The 14,614-nt window shown below is 64.7% G+C and carries 15 protein-coding genes; 9 read left to right on the forward strand and 6 right to left on the reverse strand.

Going from position 1 to position 14,614, the window contains the following annotated elements:
• Positions 1–98: 98 nt before the first annotated feature.
• The 5 genes from RS897_RS20515 to RS897_RS20535 all read right to left on the reverse strand — a co-directional run bounded on the left by RS897_RS20515 (position 99) and on the right by RS897_RS20535 (position 3,228).
• Positions 99–572 carry a hypothetical protein gene (locus tag RS897_RS20515; protein WP_315838323.1) on the reverse strand — a complete coding sequence of 158 codons (474 nt, stop codon included), beginning with the start codon at positions 570–572 and terminating at the stop codon, positions 99–101.
• A 64-nt stretch (positions 573–636) separates the two neighbouring features.
• Positions 637–918 (reverse strand): DUF3551 domain-containing protein, encoded by a 282-nt coding sequence (locus RS897_RS20520; RefSeq protein WP_315838324.1) that lies wholly within the window; start codon positions 916–918, stop codon positions 637–639.
• Positions 919–989: 71 nt separating this feature from the next.
• Entirely contained in the window at positions 990–1,457 is a 468-nt protein-coding gene (locus RS897_RS20525) for a DoxX family protein (protein ID WP_315838325.1), read from the reverse strand.
• Between the two features lie 282 nt (positions 1,458–1,739).
• Complete coding sequence (locus RS897_RS20530) at positions 1,740–2,210, reverse strand: tetratricopeptide repeat protein (protein ID WP_315838326.1); 471 nt, start codon at positions 2,208–2,210, stop codon at positions 1,740–1,742.
• A gap of 43 nt (positions 2,211–2,253) precedes the next feature.
• Positions 2,254–3,228 carry an MBL fold metallo-hydrolase gene (locus tag RS897_RS20535; protein ID WP_315838327.1) on the reverse strand — a complete coding sequence of 325 codons (975 nt, stop codon included), beginning with the start codon at positions 3,226–3,228 and terminating at the stop codon, positions 2,254–2,256.
• Between the two features lie 291 nt (positions 3,229–3,519).
• Between RS897_RS20535 and RS897_RS20540 the strand changes: the two genes are divergently transcribed.
• From RS897_RS20540 to RS897_RS20570, 7 genes are all read left to right on the forward strand, one after another.
• Positions 3,520–4,287: a sigma-70 family RNA polymerase sigma factor gene (locus tag RS897_RS20540; RefSeq protein ID WP_315838328.1), complete on the forward strand. Its 768-nt coding sequence runs from the start codon at positions 3,520–3,522 to the stop codon at positions 4,285–4,287.
• Positions 4,284–5,081: an anti-sigma factor family protein gene (locus RS897_RS20545; protein WP_315838329.1), complete on the forward strand. Its 798-nt coding sequence runs from the start codon at positions 4,284–4,286 to the stop codon at positions 5,079–5,081. The genes RS897_RS20540 and RS897_RS20545 overlap by 4 nt, the downstream gene beginning before the upstream one ends.
• A 362-nt stretch (positions 5,082–5,443) precedes the next feature.
• Entirely contained in the window at positions 5,444–6,574 is a 1,131-nt protein-coding gene (locus RS897_RS20550; protein WP_315838330.1) for an ABC transporter substrate-binding protein, read from the forward strand.
• A gap of 244 nt (positions 6,575–6,818) precedes the next feature.
• Positions 6,819–7,721: a branched-chain amino acid ABC transporter permease gene (locus tag RS897_RS20555; RefSeq protein WP_315838331.1), complete on the forward strand. Its 903-nt coding sequence runs from the start codon at positions 6,819–6,821 to the stop codon at positions 7,719–7,721.
• A 12-nt stretch (positions 7,722–7,733) separates the two neighbouring features.
• Entirely contained in the window at positions 7,734–8,573 is an 840-nt protein-coding gene (locus RS897_RS20560; RefSeq protein WP_315838332.1) for a branched-chain amino acid ABC transporter permease, read from the forward strand.
• 5 nt (positions 8,574–8,578) lie between these two features.
• Entirely contained in the window at positions 8,579–9,403 is an 825-nt protein-coding gene (locus RS897_RS20565; RefSeq protein WP_315838333.1) for an ABC transporter ATP-binding protein, read from the forward strand.
• 2 nt (positions 9,404–9,405) lie between these two features.
• On the forward strand, positions 9,406–10,113 hold the full coding sequence (locus RS897_RS20570; protein WP_425476424.1) for an ABC transporter ATP-binding protein: 708 nt from the start codon (positions 9,406–9,408) through the stop codon (positions 10,111–10,113).
• 300 nt (positions 10,114–10,413) lie between these two features.
• Here the strand turns inward: RS897_RS20570 and RS897_RS20575 are convergent, their stop codons facing one another.
• Positions 10,414–11,388 carry a quinone oxidoreductase family protein gene (locus RS897_RS20575; RefSeq protein WP_315838335.1) on the reverse strand — a complete coding sequence of 325 codons (975 nt, stop codon included), beginning with the start codon at positions 11,386–11,388 and terminating at the stop codon, positions 10,414–10,416.
• 309 nt (positions 11,389–11,697) lie between these two features.
• Here RS897_RS20575 and RS897_RS20580 point away from each other — a divergent pair, with 309 nt between their 5' ends.
• Together RS897_RS20580 and RS897_RS20585 are read left to right on the forward strand one after the other, a co-directional pair.
• A complete protein-coding gene (locus RS897_RS20580) occupies positions 11,698–13,611 on the forward strand; it encodes an ABC transporter ATP-binding protein (RefSeq protein WP_315838336.1) in 1,914 nt (637 codons plus the stop codon).
• Between the two features lie 85 nt (positions 13,612–13,696).
• The gene (locus RS897_RS20585) at positions 13,697–14,599 is read left to right on the forward strand and encodes a dienelactone hydrolase family protein (RefSeq protein ID WP_315838337.1); all 903 of its coding nucleotides are present in this window, start codon (positions 13,697–13,699) and stop codon (positions 14,597–14,599) included.
• Positions 14,600–14,614: the final 15 nt, after the last annotated feature.

The following is a 14,614-nucleotide window of genomic DNA, read 5'->3' on the forward strand; positions in this document are numbered from 1 at the left end:
GGCGGAACACTTTGTCGAACGATCGACCGAGGATTTATGCACCAGTTGTGTCGACAATGCCATGACGACCTCCCGGTTTCACGGGACCGCAGCTGAATTTACCTTACCTGTTCATCTTCACGGCGACGCAGCCGTGCCAAAACACCGCCGATCGACTGCAGGCCGATGCCCACCAGCCAGCAGACACCGGATACGCTGCCCCAAACGCCCGAGAGCGTGTCGCCGAAGATCAGCAGGTCGATCGAGACCAGCGTTGCGGCGGCGGTGAGGAACGTCCCGCCGCCGCTCAGCAGTTCGATCGCGCCCGCGTCGCGGTCCGTCTGCGGGCGAACGCGAAGCCGCATCCGGGTCGGCATGTCGATCCCGAGGTAGAAGCCGGTGAACCCGCACAGCATCATGCCGACCACGAAGCCGACCGATCCCAGGATATCGATGTCGTTCCTGGCCATCGGCACGGATACGAACAGGCCGCAGACCGCGCCCGTCACGGCGAGGCCGATACGTTCCAGCACATGGGCCAGCGCTCCAAGCGGTGAACGCGCGTTGCGATGGATGTCGTTGTCGATCGTCATGGTGGCCTCCGGCGATTCCCGTTCGTTGTTCTGGAATGCGATGGTGTCTGCGAGCGCCGGGCAGCTATCGTGATCCCGTGCTGACGGCGCGCGTCGGCATGCGCGGCGTGATCCGCGGATTTTCGGTGCAACTTGCGCCGAGGCCCTGCCCGGTACGGCGGCATTGCTGGAAGCTGGTGTAATCGCAGCGCGCCTGATCGTCCTGGACAAGGCACCAACCGTTCTCTTCTGCATGCGCTGGTGTCGTAACGGTGGGGCCAAGCAGTGTTGCGGCCGATGCAGCGGCGAACAGGAGGGGCATGATGATGCGGCGAGTATGGACCTGGATGATCTTGACTTGGGTCATAAGAGTCTCTCCCGTCTGATTGCGCCGCTCAATCGCGGCGCTCGAAGGAAAAGACGCTGTGCGAGCTGCGTTTATTCTTGCGTTGCGGACTCGCGAGCGGCCTGCGGCGTCACGATCACGTGCGCGGATCGTGTTCGCCACACCAGCGCGATACTCCAGCGCCCGGCGCCGCACAGCGCCAGTGCGAACATCCCGCCGGCGATCGCAAGGTCCTTTTCGAAGTGCAGCAGTTCGTTGCGATTGGCGAAATTCGTGTGAAACAGCACAGCCGTCGCCACGCAGAACAGGCCGAGCGCTGCAGCTGCCGGGCGCAGCAGCACACCGGTGGCGATCGCAAGGCCGGCGACAAGCTGCAGGGCGATGGTGGCGATGACCAGCGGGGGCGGCACGCCGAGTTTCGCCATGCCGGCGGATGCGGTGCTGAAGTTCGCGATCAGAAGGACGCCTTCGTGCACGAAGATCCAGGCGAGCAGCAGGCGGCTGAGCAGGAGGATGAGGTCGTGCGGGAAGGTATGTGATGTGTCCGGTGCGGTGTTCATGGTCTTCATCTCACGTGTTGATGCGCCAAAACGCCTCCACATCTTCAGTGTCATCGTCCGGCTCGACCGGACGATCCAGTAATCCCGGTGCGTATGGCGTGATGGATGAGCTGGTAAATGTGGATCGGCGTCCACCGCTTTTGGCGTCGTCGTTCTACCCACTGGTTGTGTTGCCTACTGGGTCGCCCGGTCGAGCCGGGCGACGACACTGAAAATGACGCGACATTCGCGGGTCAAACTCGCGTATGTCGCGGAGTTCGGAGATGGTGCAGGCAGCAGTCTCTAATTGCTCGCCGACTTCGCGCTGATCGCCTTCTGCAGATCCTCGCGCTCCTCGCAGCCGCCGGGACACAGCTTGGCCAGCACCGCGAGTTGCTCTTTCGCCTTGTCCATGTTGCCGGTCTCCACATACAGTTCGCCGAGATACTCGTGCGCACCCTTGTGGTCCGGCTGCAACTCCAGCGCCTTGGTGTAGTAGGCGAGCGACGTCTTGGTGTCGCCGGTCTTGCGCAGCGTAAAGCCGAGCAGGTTGTAGACGTCGGCGTGCTGGGTGTCCTCGACCAGCTCGCGCAGGTCCTTCAGCGCCCCGGCGTAGTCCTTGTCCTTGATCTTGGCGCGCACGGCGGTCAGGTCTGGCGCGTCCGATGAGGACGACATGTTGTCGACGGCGTAGGCTGGTGCTGCGAAAAAAGCCGGGGCGAGGGCGAGGCCCAGCACCAAGGCGAGGGTTTGAAGGCGTTGCTGTTTGATCATGGGAGTTGTCTCTCTGTGCTTGTTAAGCGTGTGCTCTCGCCGGTCAGGCATTCGTGGTGGGCGTGAAGGCGTAGGCGTTGCCATCCCTGACGAACGTGCCGGCGCCGGGGAACGGGAAGTGCGAGCCCCAGATCATCATCTTGTCGGCGATGACGCGGTCGATCAGCTTGCGGCGGGTGGCGATCGCCATCGCTCCGTCCTGGTCGTAGGCGCCCTGCCACTCCGGATGCGGCGCAAGCAGCGCCGGCACATACATGGTGTCGGCCGATGCCATCAGTTGCTCCTTGCCGGAGGTGACGAGATAGGCCGAGTGGCCGGGGGTGTGGCCGAACGCCGAGACGATGCGAACGCCGGGAGCGACTTCCGCGTTGTCCTCCACCAGCTTCCAGTTCTTCCAGGCTGGAAACACGGTGGCGATGCGCTTGCCGGCGGCCTTGCGGCCCTCGGGGAGTTTCTCGACCCGGCCGGGCTCGGTCCAGAAGTTGTATTCGGTGGCGTTGACCACGAGTTCGGCATTGGGAAACACCGGCGCGTTGGTGCCTTTTTCCATCAGGCCCCAGGCGTGGTCGGGATGGAAATGGGTCATCAGGATGGTGCTGATCTGCTCGCGATCGATGCCCGCGGCCTTCATGTTGGCCGGCAGGTTGGTGGCGTTGGCCTGCCATTGGCCGACACCCGAGCCGGCATCGATCATGATGTGCTTGTCGCCGATCTTGAGCACCAGCACGGTGAGCGGGATCGGCATGAACTCGGTGGTGAGGCCCGCCTTGGCAAGCGCGGCCTTGGTCTCGTCGACCGATACGTCCTTGATGAAGGCGGGATCGTGCGGCTTGCGCCAGATGCCGTCATAGACGGCGGTGACTTCGATGGCGCCGACCTTGTATTTGTGGAAGCCGACGCTCGGCTCGAGCGGCGTCTGGGCGTGAGCCGGACCCACAAAGGCCAATTTCTTGTTGAGCCCGAAGGCGGCGGCGAAAGCCGCGGATGCCAGCAGGCTCCGGCGGGACAGATCGAGCATGGGTGTTCTCCTCTGATCGGATGGGAGCGCGCGCCGCGGCAAATCCCGTGGGGCCTCCGGGCAGACAGACCGGGGGCGGCGGCGATTTATTCTGCGCGATTGTCGATGAAGGGGGGCCGGCGGGGCAGGGGCCGTTCGCGTGGCCGGCTCCAACACCTTGAATCGAAGTGGTTTTCCCGGCTCTGCGAGAAGCGCCGCGAGGGTCGATGAAATTTTTTTGAACGAAGGAGAATAAAGCGGGAGATTGGGCGGTCTATTCTGCAGGTTCAGCAACGGCGAGACGGCGCGCGCATGAGTTCTCTATCGGTCACCGGCGGCAGAGAGGCTGGCTGGCTTGTGCTGGATGCCGTGGCATTGTCGGTTTGCCGTGCGGCGTCGGCCGCCAAAGCCTCGCTGATGGCAGCGATCGCCATCGATGGGTGGGGATCGCGCACACAATCCGCGCGCCCCGCGGCCGCGCCGCTGGCGATGGAACGAAGCGAGGCCGCGCCGCTGGTCCGATCGCACGGCGGTGCCAACGGGCTCGATCGGTTCCAGCGCGAGATCGTGCCGCATCTCGATGCTGCGTATAATTTCGCGCGCTTCCTCAGCCGCGATGCCGATGCGGCGCAGGATATCGTTCAGGAGGCGTTCCTGCGTGCCTATCGCGGGTTCGACGGTTACCAGGGCGGCGATGCCCGCGCCTGGATCTTCACCATTGTGCGCAACTGCTATCTCAACTGGCTGCAGCAGCGCAAACGCAAGGGGCGTGTCGAGGTTGATGTCACTCCGTTATCGGATGAAGCGCCGGCGTTCGATGTGGCTTCCGAGGACGACACGCCGGAGCAGGCCTTGCTGCGTCGCGCCGAGACGCAGGCGGTGCGCGGCGTGCTGAATACCTTGCCGCGGAGTTTACGCGAAATGCTGGTGCTGCGCGAGCTCGAAGGCCTGTCGTATCGCGAGATCGCCGAGATCGCCGCGCTGCCGATCGGCACCGTGATGTCGCGGCTGGCGCGGGCACGGCAGCAGTTCCAGCAGGCCTGGAGCTCGCGACGGGACGGGCAGGAGGCCGGCGCATGACGACCTCGGTTTCGGAGCCCTGCGCGGAGTGGGCGTTGACACTGCACGGCTTTGTCGACGGCGAACTCGATGCGATGCACGCGCTGCAGGTCGAGCGGCATCTGGCCGCGTGCACTGGTTGCACCCAGGAACTTGAAAGGCTGCGGGCTTTGAAACAGGCGATCGGACAAAACGGGGTACGGTGGCGCACGCCGGATCATGTCCGCGCTCAGGTGCTCGATGCGCTCGCACGGGAGGCGCGGACGCAGGAGCGCACGCCGCGTCAATCCGTCGAGGGGGCGGGATCGCGCTTGCTCGGATGGATCCGGCAGTGGCTGTTCATCCCGTCGCTGGCGGCGCTCGCCGCGAGTGTGTTCCTGGTGGTGGCGCCGCTGCAGCAGAATGGCTCGCTGCAGGACGAGATCGTATCAGGGCATGTGCGCTCGCTGCTGGCCAACCATCTGACCGATGTCGCCACCTCCGACCAGCACACGGTGAAACCGTGGTTCAATGGCAAGATCGATTTTTCCCCGCCGGTGGTCGATCTCGCGCCACAAGGCTTTCCGCTGGTCGGCGGCCGCGTCGACTATATCGGCGGCCGCGTTGTCGCGGCGCTGATCTACCGGCGCCACGGCCATCTCATCAATATCTTCATCTGGCCGGCGCCGGCGGCCGCCACCACCACGTCGTCGCGTGACGGCTACAACATCATGAGCTGGAGCAAGGACGGCTTGCTGTTCTCGGCGGTGTCCGACGTCAACGCCGACGACATCAGCCGGCTGCGCGAGGCGTTCATCGCCCGCACGGCGGGGTAGTGCCGGCTTCTCACGGTGAGGACGCTGCTTGCCTGCGACCAGGCCAGGCGAGCCGTGATGGACCGCGATCCGTGACCCGGCCGACGATTCCAAGCCCGCGTCCATCGAGTTTTTCAATCATTGCTCAACTTGGGCTCGCGTCGTAATTTTAGTTCCTCTGGCGCCCTCATTGCGCAATCAATGAACATGCGGCTGCGGCCATCACTCTCGAATGGCAACGTGGAGCCCGCATGCCATGCCGCAAAGCCGCCCCATTTTGCTTGAACCCCAAAGGATCTGGTGTTCTAAGCAAACCTCAAATGCGCGAGGCCGCTGCTCAAGACGGCCGCGCCGCCACAAACTGTCACGGGGGGAACCTGCTGATGAACAAACCGACTCTTGCTGTCTCTGTTTTGGCGCTTGCCGCCGCCGCTGCGATCTGGGCCGTGCCTGCCAAAGCCGACGATGTCACCATCGGCGCCATCGAAATCCTGACTGGCCCGAACGCCCGCTATGGCGTCGCCATCAAGAACGGTTTCGATCTGGCGCTCGGCGAGGTCAACAAGGCAGGCGTGCTCGGCGGCAAGAAGCTGGTGATCCAGTATGAGGACTCGGCCGGCAACAAGGACCAGGCCGTCAATGGTGCGCGCAAGCTGATCGGCCTCGCCAAGGTGCCGTTGCTGCTGGGGCCCACCATCTCCAACGAGATGTTCGCCGTCGGCCCCGTCGCCAATCAGCAGAAGGTGCCGATTGTCGGTACCTCGACCACGGCCGCCGGCATCACCGCGATCGGCTCCTATGTGTTCCGCACCTCGCTGCCGGAGAGCGACGTCATTCCGGTGACCCTGAAGGCGGCGCAGGCCAAGTTCGGCATCAAGAAGGTGGCTGTGATGTACGCCAACGACGATGCCTTCAGCAAATCCGGCTATGACGTGTTCAAGGCCACGCTCGACAAGCTCGGCATCCAGATCCTGACCACCGAAACCTTCGGCTCCAAGGACAGCGATTTCTCGGCGCAGCTGACCAAGATCAAGAGCCTGAACCCGGATGCGATCGTGGTCTCGGCCCTGGTCGAGCCGGCCTCCGGCATCCTGCTCGGCGCGCGCGCGATCGGCATCGATCCGAAGGTGCGTTTCATCGGCGGCAACGGCTTCAATTCGCCCAAGCTTGGCGACATCGCCGGCGAAGCGGCCGACGGCACGCTGGTGGGCAGCCCCTGGTTCATCGCCAAGGATGACGCCGCCAACACCAAGTTCGTGACCGACTACCGCGCCAAGTACAAGGAAGATCCGGACCAGTTCGCAGCGCAAGCCTACGACACCCTGCACATCGTGGCCGATGCCATCAACAAGGCCGGCGCCGCCGACAGCGAGAAGATCAAGACCGCGCTGCAGGCCACCAAGTCGACCGGCGTGATGGGTCCGTTCTCCTTCACCGCCGACCGCGATCCGGCCGACACCTCCGGCGTCGTGGTGATCGAGATGAAGGGCGGCAAGTTCCAGATCCTCAAGTAACTGTCCTTATTGCATGATGACGTTAGGTTCGATCAATGTGATCCGTCACCCTGAGGTGGCCATGCGCAGCATGGCCCTCGAAGGGCGACGGCCCGAGCAGCGATTCCGAGGCCGTTCATCCTTCGAGGCGCGCAAAGGCGCGCACCTCAGGATGACGGATATGACTCAGCTTAAACTCCTCGTGCTCTAGCAATCTTGCTCGTGGCCGGCGTTTGCCGGTCGCGGGCCTCGACCCGGTCCCGCCATGCTCGCGCAAATCCTCCAGCAGCTTCCGCAGCAGCTCCTCAACGGGCTGGTGCTGGGTTCGACCTACGCGCTGTTCGCGCTTGGCTTCACGCTGATGTTCGGCGTGCTTGGCGTCATCAATCTCACTTACGGCTTCTATTTTTCCACCGGCGCGTTTCTGGCCCTGTACGCCACCAAGGGGCTGGGCCTGCCGATTGGGCTGGCGCTGCCGGGCGCGGCCGTGCTCACCGGCCTGATCGCCGTGCTGTTCGATGCGGCGCTGCTGACACCGCTGCGGCGCAAGAAGGCGCCGGAGCTGGCATCGCTGATGGTGACGCTCGGCGCCACGCTGCTGCTGTATACGCTGATGACCGCGCTGTTCGGCACCGAGATCCGCCGGCTGCCGCCCGCCGTCATCAGCCATGCCGCTATCACGCTCGGCGATGTGCGCATGAACATGTCGCAGATCCTGATCATGGTCACCACCGTGCTGATTGTGCTGGCGCTGCTGTCCCTCATTCGTTTCACCCGTCTCGGATTGGCGATGCGTGCGCTGGCCGAGAATGGCGAGGCGGCGCAGCTGATGGGCGTCAACACCGATGCGGTGGTGTGGCTGGTGTCGTTCATTTCGGGCGCGCTCGGCAGCGCCGCCGGTGTGCTGATCGGGCTGAACTTCAACGCGATCCAGCCCTACATGGGCGAGACCATGATGCTGAAGGGCTTTGCCGTCATCATCATCGGCGGCCTCGGCGACATCAGGGGCGCGCTGGTCGCCGGCATCCTGATCGGGGTGCTCGAAGTGCTCACCGCGGGCTTCATCTCGTCGAACCTGAAGGATGCGGTTGGCTTCGTCCTGCTGGTCGCCACGCTCTGGTTTCGTCCGGTCGGCCTGTTCGGCCGCGCGCCGGTCAAGCGCGCCTGACCGGAGTCCCGCATGTCCGCCGCCCTCGACAACTTCTTCTTTTCCTACCAGAGCCTGATCTTTGCCGTCGGCATTAACGGCCTGCTGGCGCTGTCGATCTACACGGTGCTGGCGGTCGGCCAGCTCTCGCTGGGGCAGGCCGCCTTCATGGGCCTCGGCGCCTATGTTTCGGCGCTGCTGACGCTGCATCTGAACTGGCCGTTTCCCGCCGTGCTGCTCGCCGCCATGGTGGTGCCGGCGCTGGCGGCGCTCTTGATCGGCGGGCCGACGCTGAAGCTGACCGGTGTCTATCTGGCGCTGGCGACGATCGCGCTGGGCGAGATCCTGCGCATTGTCTGCAACGCCTCTGATTTCACCGGTGGTGCGCTGGGGCTGTCGGGCATTCCCAGCAAAACCAGTTTCACACTGATCTTCAGCCTGCTGGCACTGGTGCTGCTGGGTTTCGTGCTGGTCGCGCGCTCGCGCCTGGGACGCGCCATGGAGGCGATGCGCGAGGATGAAGTCGCGGCCGGCGTGATGGGCGTCAATCTGCCGGCGATGAAAATGGGCGCGCTGGTGGTGTCCGCTATGCTGGCCGGTCTGGCCGGCGCCCTCAACGCCCACGCCAACAGCTTCATCGGCCCGAACGATTATTCGTTCGACCAGGCGGTGACCATTCTCTCGTTTGCGCTGCTGGGCGGCATCGGATCGCCGTTCGGCCCGGTGCTCGGCGCCATCATTCTGACGCTGCTGCCGGAATTCCTGACCGCGCTGCATGATTTCAAGCTGGTGGTGAACGGCTTCATCATCGTGGTTGCGGTGCTGTTCATGCCGCGCGGCCTCCTGGTCTGGCGCATCGGACGGATCGGATGAGCGCCATGACAACCGACGCAACGATCAATCCGGCCGACAATGCAGAACTGCTCGATGTCCAGGATCTCACCATCCGTTTCCGCGGGCTGGTCGCGGTCGATCATGTCTCGTTCCAGGTCCGGCCCGGCACGGTGCACGGCTTGATCGGCCCGAACGGCGCCGGCAAGACCACCTGCTTCAATCTGATTTCCGGGCTGCTGCCGCCGACCTCCGGCTCCGTGAAACTCGCCGGCGCGCCGCTCGATGGCTTGCCGAGCTGGTTACGCACCCGCGCCGGCCTCTCGCGCACGTTCCAGAACATCCGCATGTTCGCGGAAATGACGGTGCGCGAGAATGTGATGACCGGCATGCAGGCGCGTTTGCACGCGACCGTGCCGGAGATCCTGTCGCGCCTGGGCCGTTTCCGCACTGAAGAAGCCGCCACCAGGGCGCGCGCCGATGAGCTGCTGGATTTTGTCGGCCTCGCCGCGGCCGCCGATCGGCGCGCCGGGGATCTGCCTTATGGCGACCAGCGCCGGGTTGAGATTGCGCGCGCGCTCGCGTCCGACCCGAAGTTGCTGCTGCTGGATGAACCCGCCGCCGGCATGAACCCGGCCGAGACCCAGGATCTGGTCGGCCTGTTGTTGCGCCTGAAGCAGCAGGGGCTGACGCTGCTGCTGGTCGAGCACGACATGCACTTTGTCATGAGCCTGTGCGACCGGATCACTGTGCTGAATTTCGGCCGCAAGATCGCCGAGGGCAGCCCGCGCGAAGTCCGCGACGATCCGGCGGTGATCGAAGCCTATCTCGGCGCCAAGGTGGCCGAGCGTCTGAAGAGGGGCGAGGCATGAGCGTGCTGGAGGTTCGCGGCCTGACGCTTGGCTACAACCGCACTGATGCGGTTAAGGCGATCGATCTCGATGTGCCGGAGGGTGCGGTGGTGTCGCTGATCGGCGCCAATGGTGCCGGCAAGACCACGACCCTGCGCGGTCTCAGCGGTTTGCTCAAGGCGCGCGCCGGCTCGATCCGCTTTCAAGGCACCGATATCACGGGACGATCGGCCTACAAGATCGCGCGCGCCGGCATCGTCCAGGTGCCGGAAGGGCGGCAGGTGTTCGCCAACATGACCATCGAGGAAAACCTGCGCATGGGCGCCTATCTGGTGCCGGCGCAGGCCGAGATCGCGCGCCGCCGGACCGGCGTGCTGGAGCGTTTTCCGCGGTTGGGCGAGCGGCTGCAGCAGCTCGCCGGACTTCTGTCCGGCGGCGAGCAGCAGATGCTGGCGATCGGCCGCGCGCTGATGGCCGATCCGAAACTGTTGCTGCTGGACGAGCCCTCGATGGGCCTGGCGCCGCTGTTCGTCGAAGAGATCTTTGCGATCATCCGCGCACTCAAGGCCGAGGGCCGCACCATCCTGCTGGTGGAGCAGAACGCCCAGGCCGCGCTCGAAGTCTCCGACCATGCCTATGTGCTGGAAACCGGCCGCATCAAGCTGCAGGGACCGGCAGCCGACATCGCCAACAATCCCGAGGTGATCGCGGCTTATCTCGGGGCGGCGTGATCGGGGTGAAATCTTGACGCAGAAAGTGGCAAAACGTCTCGACACCCGTTGCTGTCATGCCCATGAACGCGGGCATTCAGTACGCCCGGTGCGAGTGGGTGAACGCGGAGCACACCAAGTAACGCCTGCGTTTACTGGGTCCCCCGGTCGAGCCGGGGGACGACAGCAGAATAAGAGGATGTGCATCGACATCCATTGACCTCACACCAGCGTCGTAGCCCGGATGAGCGAAGCGACATCCGGGAGAGAGCGTGAGTCCCGGATATCGCTGCGCTCATCCGGGCTACATATCTCTCGTTCTCACACCAGCAGCACCGTCGATCCCGTGGTCTTCCGCGCGGCAAGATCCGCATGCGCCCTGGCCGCGTCCTTCAGCGGATAGGTCTGGTGCACCTCGATCTTCACCGCACCGGAGCCCACCACGTCGAACAGTTCGTCACCCATGGTGACGAGGTTCTCGCGCTTGGCGCCGTAGGTCTGCAGCGTCGGGCGCGTGACATAGAGCGAGCCCTTCTGCGCCAGCAGGCCCAGATTGAGCGGCTCCACATTGCCGGAAGACTGGCCGAACAGCGCGACCAGGCCATAGGGCGCGAGGCAATCCAGCGACTTCAGGAAGGTGTCCTTGCCGACGGAATCATAGACCACGGGCACCATCTTGCCCCCGGTGATCTCCTTCACCCGCGCCACGAAATCCTCCTTGTTATAGAGAATAGTGTGGTCGCAACCGTGCGATTTGGCGAGCTTCGCCTTCTCCTCGCTGCCGACGGTGCCGATCACGGTGGCGCCGAGATGTTTGGCCCACTGGCTGAGAATGGTGCCGACGCCGCCGGCGGCTGCGTGCAGCAGGATGGTATCGCCGGCCTTCACCTTATAGGTCTGCCGGATCAGGTATTGCGTGGTCAGGCCTTTCAGCATCATCGCAGCCGCCGTCTTGTCGTCGATGCTGTCGGGCAGCTTGTGCAGGCGGTCGGCCGGGATCAGCCGCGCCTCGGCATAGGCGCCCAGTGGCGACGAGCCATAGGCGACGCGGTCGCCGGCTTTCAGGTCGGTGACATCGGCGCCGACCTCTTCGACCACGCCCGCGCCTTCGGCGCCGAGGCCGCTCGGCAGCTGCACCGGATAAAGCCCGGAGCGGTTATAGATGTCGACGAAGTTGAGGCCCACTGCCGTGTGGCGGATGCGGGCTTCACCCGGGCCGGGCTTGCCGACCTCGACCTGCTCCCAGACCAGGACCTCGGGACCGCCGGTCTTGTGAAAACGAATGGCGTGCGTCATGGGATTGTCTCCTTCTGCTTATGATGATGACGGCGGCAGCGGACGCTGCGTCGGAGCGGGATCATACCCATGCCGCGCGCCGCGGGAAGGGCCGTTCCGGCAGGGGCGGTCGTCACGCCATGCAACATGAGCGGCATCTCGGGTGGTCGCGGAACGAAATTCTCGAAGCGGCCGTGCTGGAGGCAAAATTGGCGCGCAGGCATCAAGTTTAAGTGAGGATACGCGCGCCGCTGTCGGATTCCGATGGCAGCAGGGATCGCATCGCGCGTCGCCGGGCTGTAAACTTCTCCTGCGACAACAAGGAAGCAGATGCCACGTCAGTCCAGCGAGGGCGGCACGGAGCCGGGCCGGGCCTCCGGATTTCCATCCCCCGGCGGCCCGACATTGAGCGATCGCTCGTTCCGGGAACGGGTCGGCGCGCTGAAAAACCTGCGGCCGTTCATCGCCATGGTCTGGCGCACCAGTCCGGGCCTGATGACGGTGTCGCTGCTGCTGCGCCTGGTGCGGGCGCTGCTGCCGATCGTCACGCTTTATATCGGCAAGCTGATCATCGACGACGTCGTGCATCTGGTGCAGGCGCCGGACAAGCCGGCGACGCTCAGCCAATGGATCGACAGCGGCCAGCTGAACTGGCTCGGCATGCTGCTGCTGTCCGAGTTCGCGCTGGCCGTGCTGGCGGACATCCTGGGCCGTGTCGTCTCGCTGGTCGACAGTCTCTTGTCCGAGCGCGTCAGCAATGCCTCGAGTGTGCGGCTGATGCAGCATGCGGCGACGCTGGATCTGGAGGACTTCGAGGACTCCGAATTCCAGGACCGGCTGGAGCGCGCACGCCGCCAGACCAGTGGCCGCATGACCCTGCTGGGGCAGTTGTTCAGCCAGGCGCAGGATATCGTCACCGTGGTCAGTTTCGCCGCCGGGCTCGTGGCCTATGCGCCCTGGCTGATCGTGCTGCTGCTGATCGCGGTGGTGCCGGCGTTCCTGGGCGAGGCGCATTTCAATGCGCGCAGTTATTCGCTGGATTTCGTCCGCACGCCGGAACGGCGCGAGCTGGATTATATCCGCCAGACCGCGGCCTCGGTCGACACCGCCAAGGAGGTGAAGATCTTCGGCCTCAACGGCTTCCTGATCGAGCGTTATGTGCGCCTTGCCGGGGACTTCTATGCCGCCAATCGCGCGCTGGCGTTGCGGCGTGCCGGCTGGGGCGGGCTGTTCACCGCCATCGGCACCATCGGTTATTATCTCGCTTATGCCTATATCGCCTGGCGCACCTTGCAAGGCGCGTTCTCGATCGGCGATCTCACGTTTCTCGCCGGCTCGTTCCTGCGGCTGCGCACGCTGCTGGAAGGTCTGCTGTCGAGCTTCTCGGTCACCGCCAGTCTCGCGCTGTACCTGAACGATCTGTTCTCGTTCTTCGAGGTCGAGCCGGAAATCCTGTCGCCGACAAATCCGCGGCCGTTTCCGCAGCCGATCCGCCAGGGCTTCGTGTTCGAGGATGTCGGCTTCATCTATCCCGGCGCCGAGCGCTGGGCGGTGCGCCATCTCTCTTTCACCCTGCAGGCCAATGAAGTCATCGCCCTGGTCGGCGAAAACGGCGCCGGCAAGACCACTTTGGTGAAGCTTTTGACCCGGCTCTACGATCCGGATGAAGGCCGCATCCTGCTCGATGGCCATGATCTGCGGGAGTACGACCTCGATGCCCTGCGCGGCAACATGGGCGTGATCTTCCAGGATTTCGTCCGTTACAATCTCAGCGCCGGCGACAACATCGCGGTGGGCAAGATCGCGGCGCGCGCCGATCACGACCGCATCGCCCGCGCGGCCCAGCGTAGCCAGGCAGATGAAGTGATCGCGCGACTGCCCGGCGGCTATGAGCAGATGATCGGCAAGCGCTTCAAGAACGGCATCGAGCTCTCCGGCGGCGAATGGCAGAAGATCGCCATCGCCCGCGCCTACATGCGCGAGGCCCAGGTGCTGATCCTGGACGAGCCGACCGCCGCGTTGGACGCCCGTGCCGAATTCGAGGTGTTCCAGCGCTTCAAGGAACTGAGCCACGGCCGCACGGCAGTGCTGATTTCGCACCGCTTCTCCAGCGTGCGCATGGCCGACCGCATCCTGGTGCTCGCCGACGGCAAGGTCGAGGCCGCCGGCACCCACGATGAGCTGGTCACGCAGTCCGGTCGTTATGCCGAGCTGTTCGAACTGCAGGCGGCGGGGTATCGGTGAGCGGCGTGACGAACCGATTGTTGCGTCGCAGAGACTAACTCAGGCGGGATGCTGGCGGGTTAATCTGCGTCGCAAGGATCGTGTCATGAAAGCTCTGCGTCATCGCGCTGCGATCTGGTGTGTCGCGCTCTTCGCGGGTGTCGCAATACCGGCTGTCCGAATGGCAGGCGCAGCCGGACCGTCATTGGGCCCGCTGCCGGAGCGCGTCACCTTTGCTAGCGCTGATGGCCGCACCACGTTGGTCGGCTATGTCTTCAAGCCTGAGGGGCCACATCCGGCGCGCACGCCGGCGGTGGTGATGATGCATGGCCGCGCCGGCGCTTACTCGTCCGCCGCCAAGGGCCGTTATGACGCATCGACATTGTCGCGGCGGCATCAGGCCTGGGGTCATCATTGGGCGGAGCAGGGCTATCTGGCCGTCCTCGTCGACGGCTTCGGCCCGCGCGGTTATCCGCAAGGCTTCCCGCGCTTCAGCTATGATACACGGCCCGACACCTTGAACGAGGTCACGGTGCGCCCGCTCGACGCTTATGGCGCGCTGGCCTGGCTGCGGACGCGCGACGACGTCGTTGCGGACCGCATTGCACTGCAAGGCTGGTCCAACGGCGGCAGCGCAGTTCTCGCCACCATGTCGGCGTCGGCACCCGGCATCACGTCACCGACTCCGGCCACCGGCTTTCGCGCCGCGCTCGCGTTCTATCCCGCGTGCGGGCTGAAGGGACAGTTCGACAACGGGCTCGTGTCCTATGCGCCGGTGCGGGTGTTTCACGGATCGGCCGACGAAGAAGTGTCGCCGCGCCGCTGCGCCGAACTGGTCGACAGGAGTCGCGACCGCGGCGGCGACATCCAATTCCAGCTCTATCGCGGCGCCACCCATAATTTCGACGATCCCAGCCCCGCGCACCAGGACGACGACGCCAATGCCGCCGCGACCGCAGATGTCATCCGCCGCGTCACGGCGTTCTTCGCAAAGGCGCTGAAGCCTTAGCTTACGTTTCGCAAG

It is taken from the genome of Bradyrhizobium prioriisuperbiae (genome assembly GCF_032397745.1).
GTDB lineage: Bacteria > Pseudomonadota > Alphaproteobacteria > Rhizobiales > Xanthobacteraceae > Bradyrhizobium_A > Bradyrhizobium_A prioriisuperbiae.

Coding starts and splice junctions, on each gene's coding strand:
- RS897_RS20550 (WP_315838330.1), top strand. CDS start 5,444: ATGAACAAACCGACTCTTGCTGTCTCTGTTTTGGCGCTTGCCGCCGCC.
- RS897_RS20575 (WP_315838335.1), bottom strand. CDS start 11,388: ATGACGCACGCCATTCGTTTTCACAAGACCGGCGGTCCCGAGGTCCTG.
- RS897_RS20560 (WP_315838332.1), top strand. CDS start 7,734: ATGTCCGCCGCCCTCGACAACTTCTTCTTTTCCTACCAGAGCCTGATC.
- RS897_RS20535 (WP_315838327.1), bottom strand. CDS start 3,228: ATGCTCGATCTGTCCCGCCGGAGCCTGCTGGCATCCGCGGCTTTCGCC.
- RS897_RS20540 (WP_315838328.1), top strand. CDS start 3,520: ATGAGTTCTCTATCGGTCACCGGCGGCAGAGAGGCTGGCTGGCTTGTG.
- RS897_RS20530 (WP_315838326.1), bottom strand. CDS start 2,210: ATGATCAAACAGCAACGCCTTCAAACCCTCGCCTTGGTGCTGGGCCTC.
- RS897_RS20585 (WP_315838337.1), top strand. CDS start 13,697: ATGAAAGCTCTGCGTCATCGCGCTGCGATCTGGTGTGTCGCGCTCTTC.
- RS897_RS20520 (WP_315838324.1), bottom strand. CDS start 918: ATGACCCAAGTCAAGATCATCCAGGTCCATACTCGCCGCATCATCATG.
- RS897_RS20545 (WP_315838329.1), top strand. CDS start 4,284: ATGACGACCTCGGTTTCGGAGCCCTGCGCGGAGTGGGCGTTGACACTG.
- RS897_RS20580 (WP_315838336.1), top strand. CDS start 11,698: ATGCCACGTCAGTCCAGCGAGGGCGGCACGGAGCCGGGCCGGGCCTCC.
- RS897_RS20565 (WP_315838333.1), top strand. CDS start 8,579: ATGACAACCGACGCAACGATCAATCCGGCCGACAATGCAGAACTGCTC.
- RS897_RS20555 (WP_315838331.1), top strand. CDS start 6,819: ATGCTCGCGCAAATCCTCCAGCAGCTTCCGCAGCAGCTCCTCAACGGG.
- RS897_RS20525 (WP_315838325.1), bottom strand. CDS start 1,457: ATGAACACCGCACCGGACACATCACATACCTTCCCGCACGACCTCATC.
- RS897_RS20515 (WP_315838323.1), bottom strand. CDS start 572: ATGACGATCGACAACGACATCCATCGCAACGCGCGTTCACCGCTTGGA.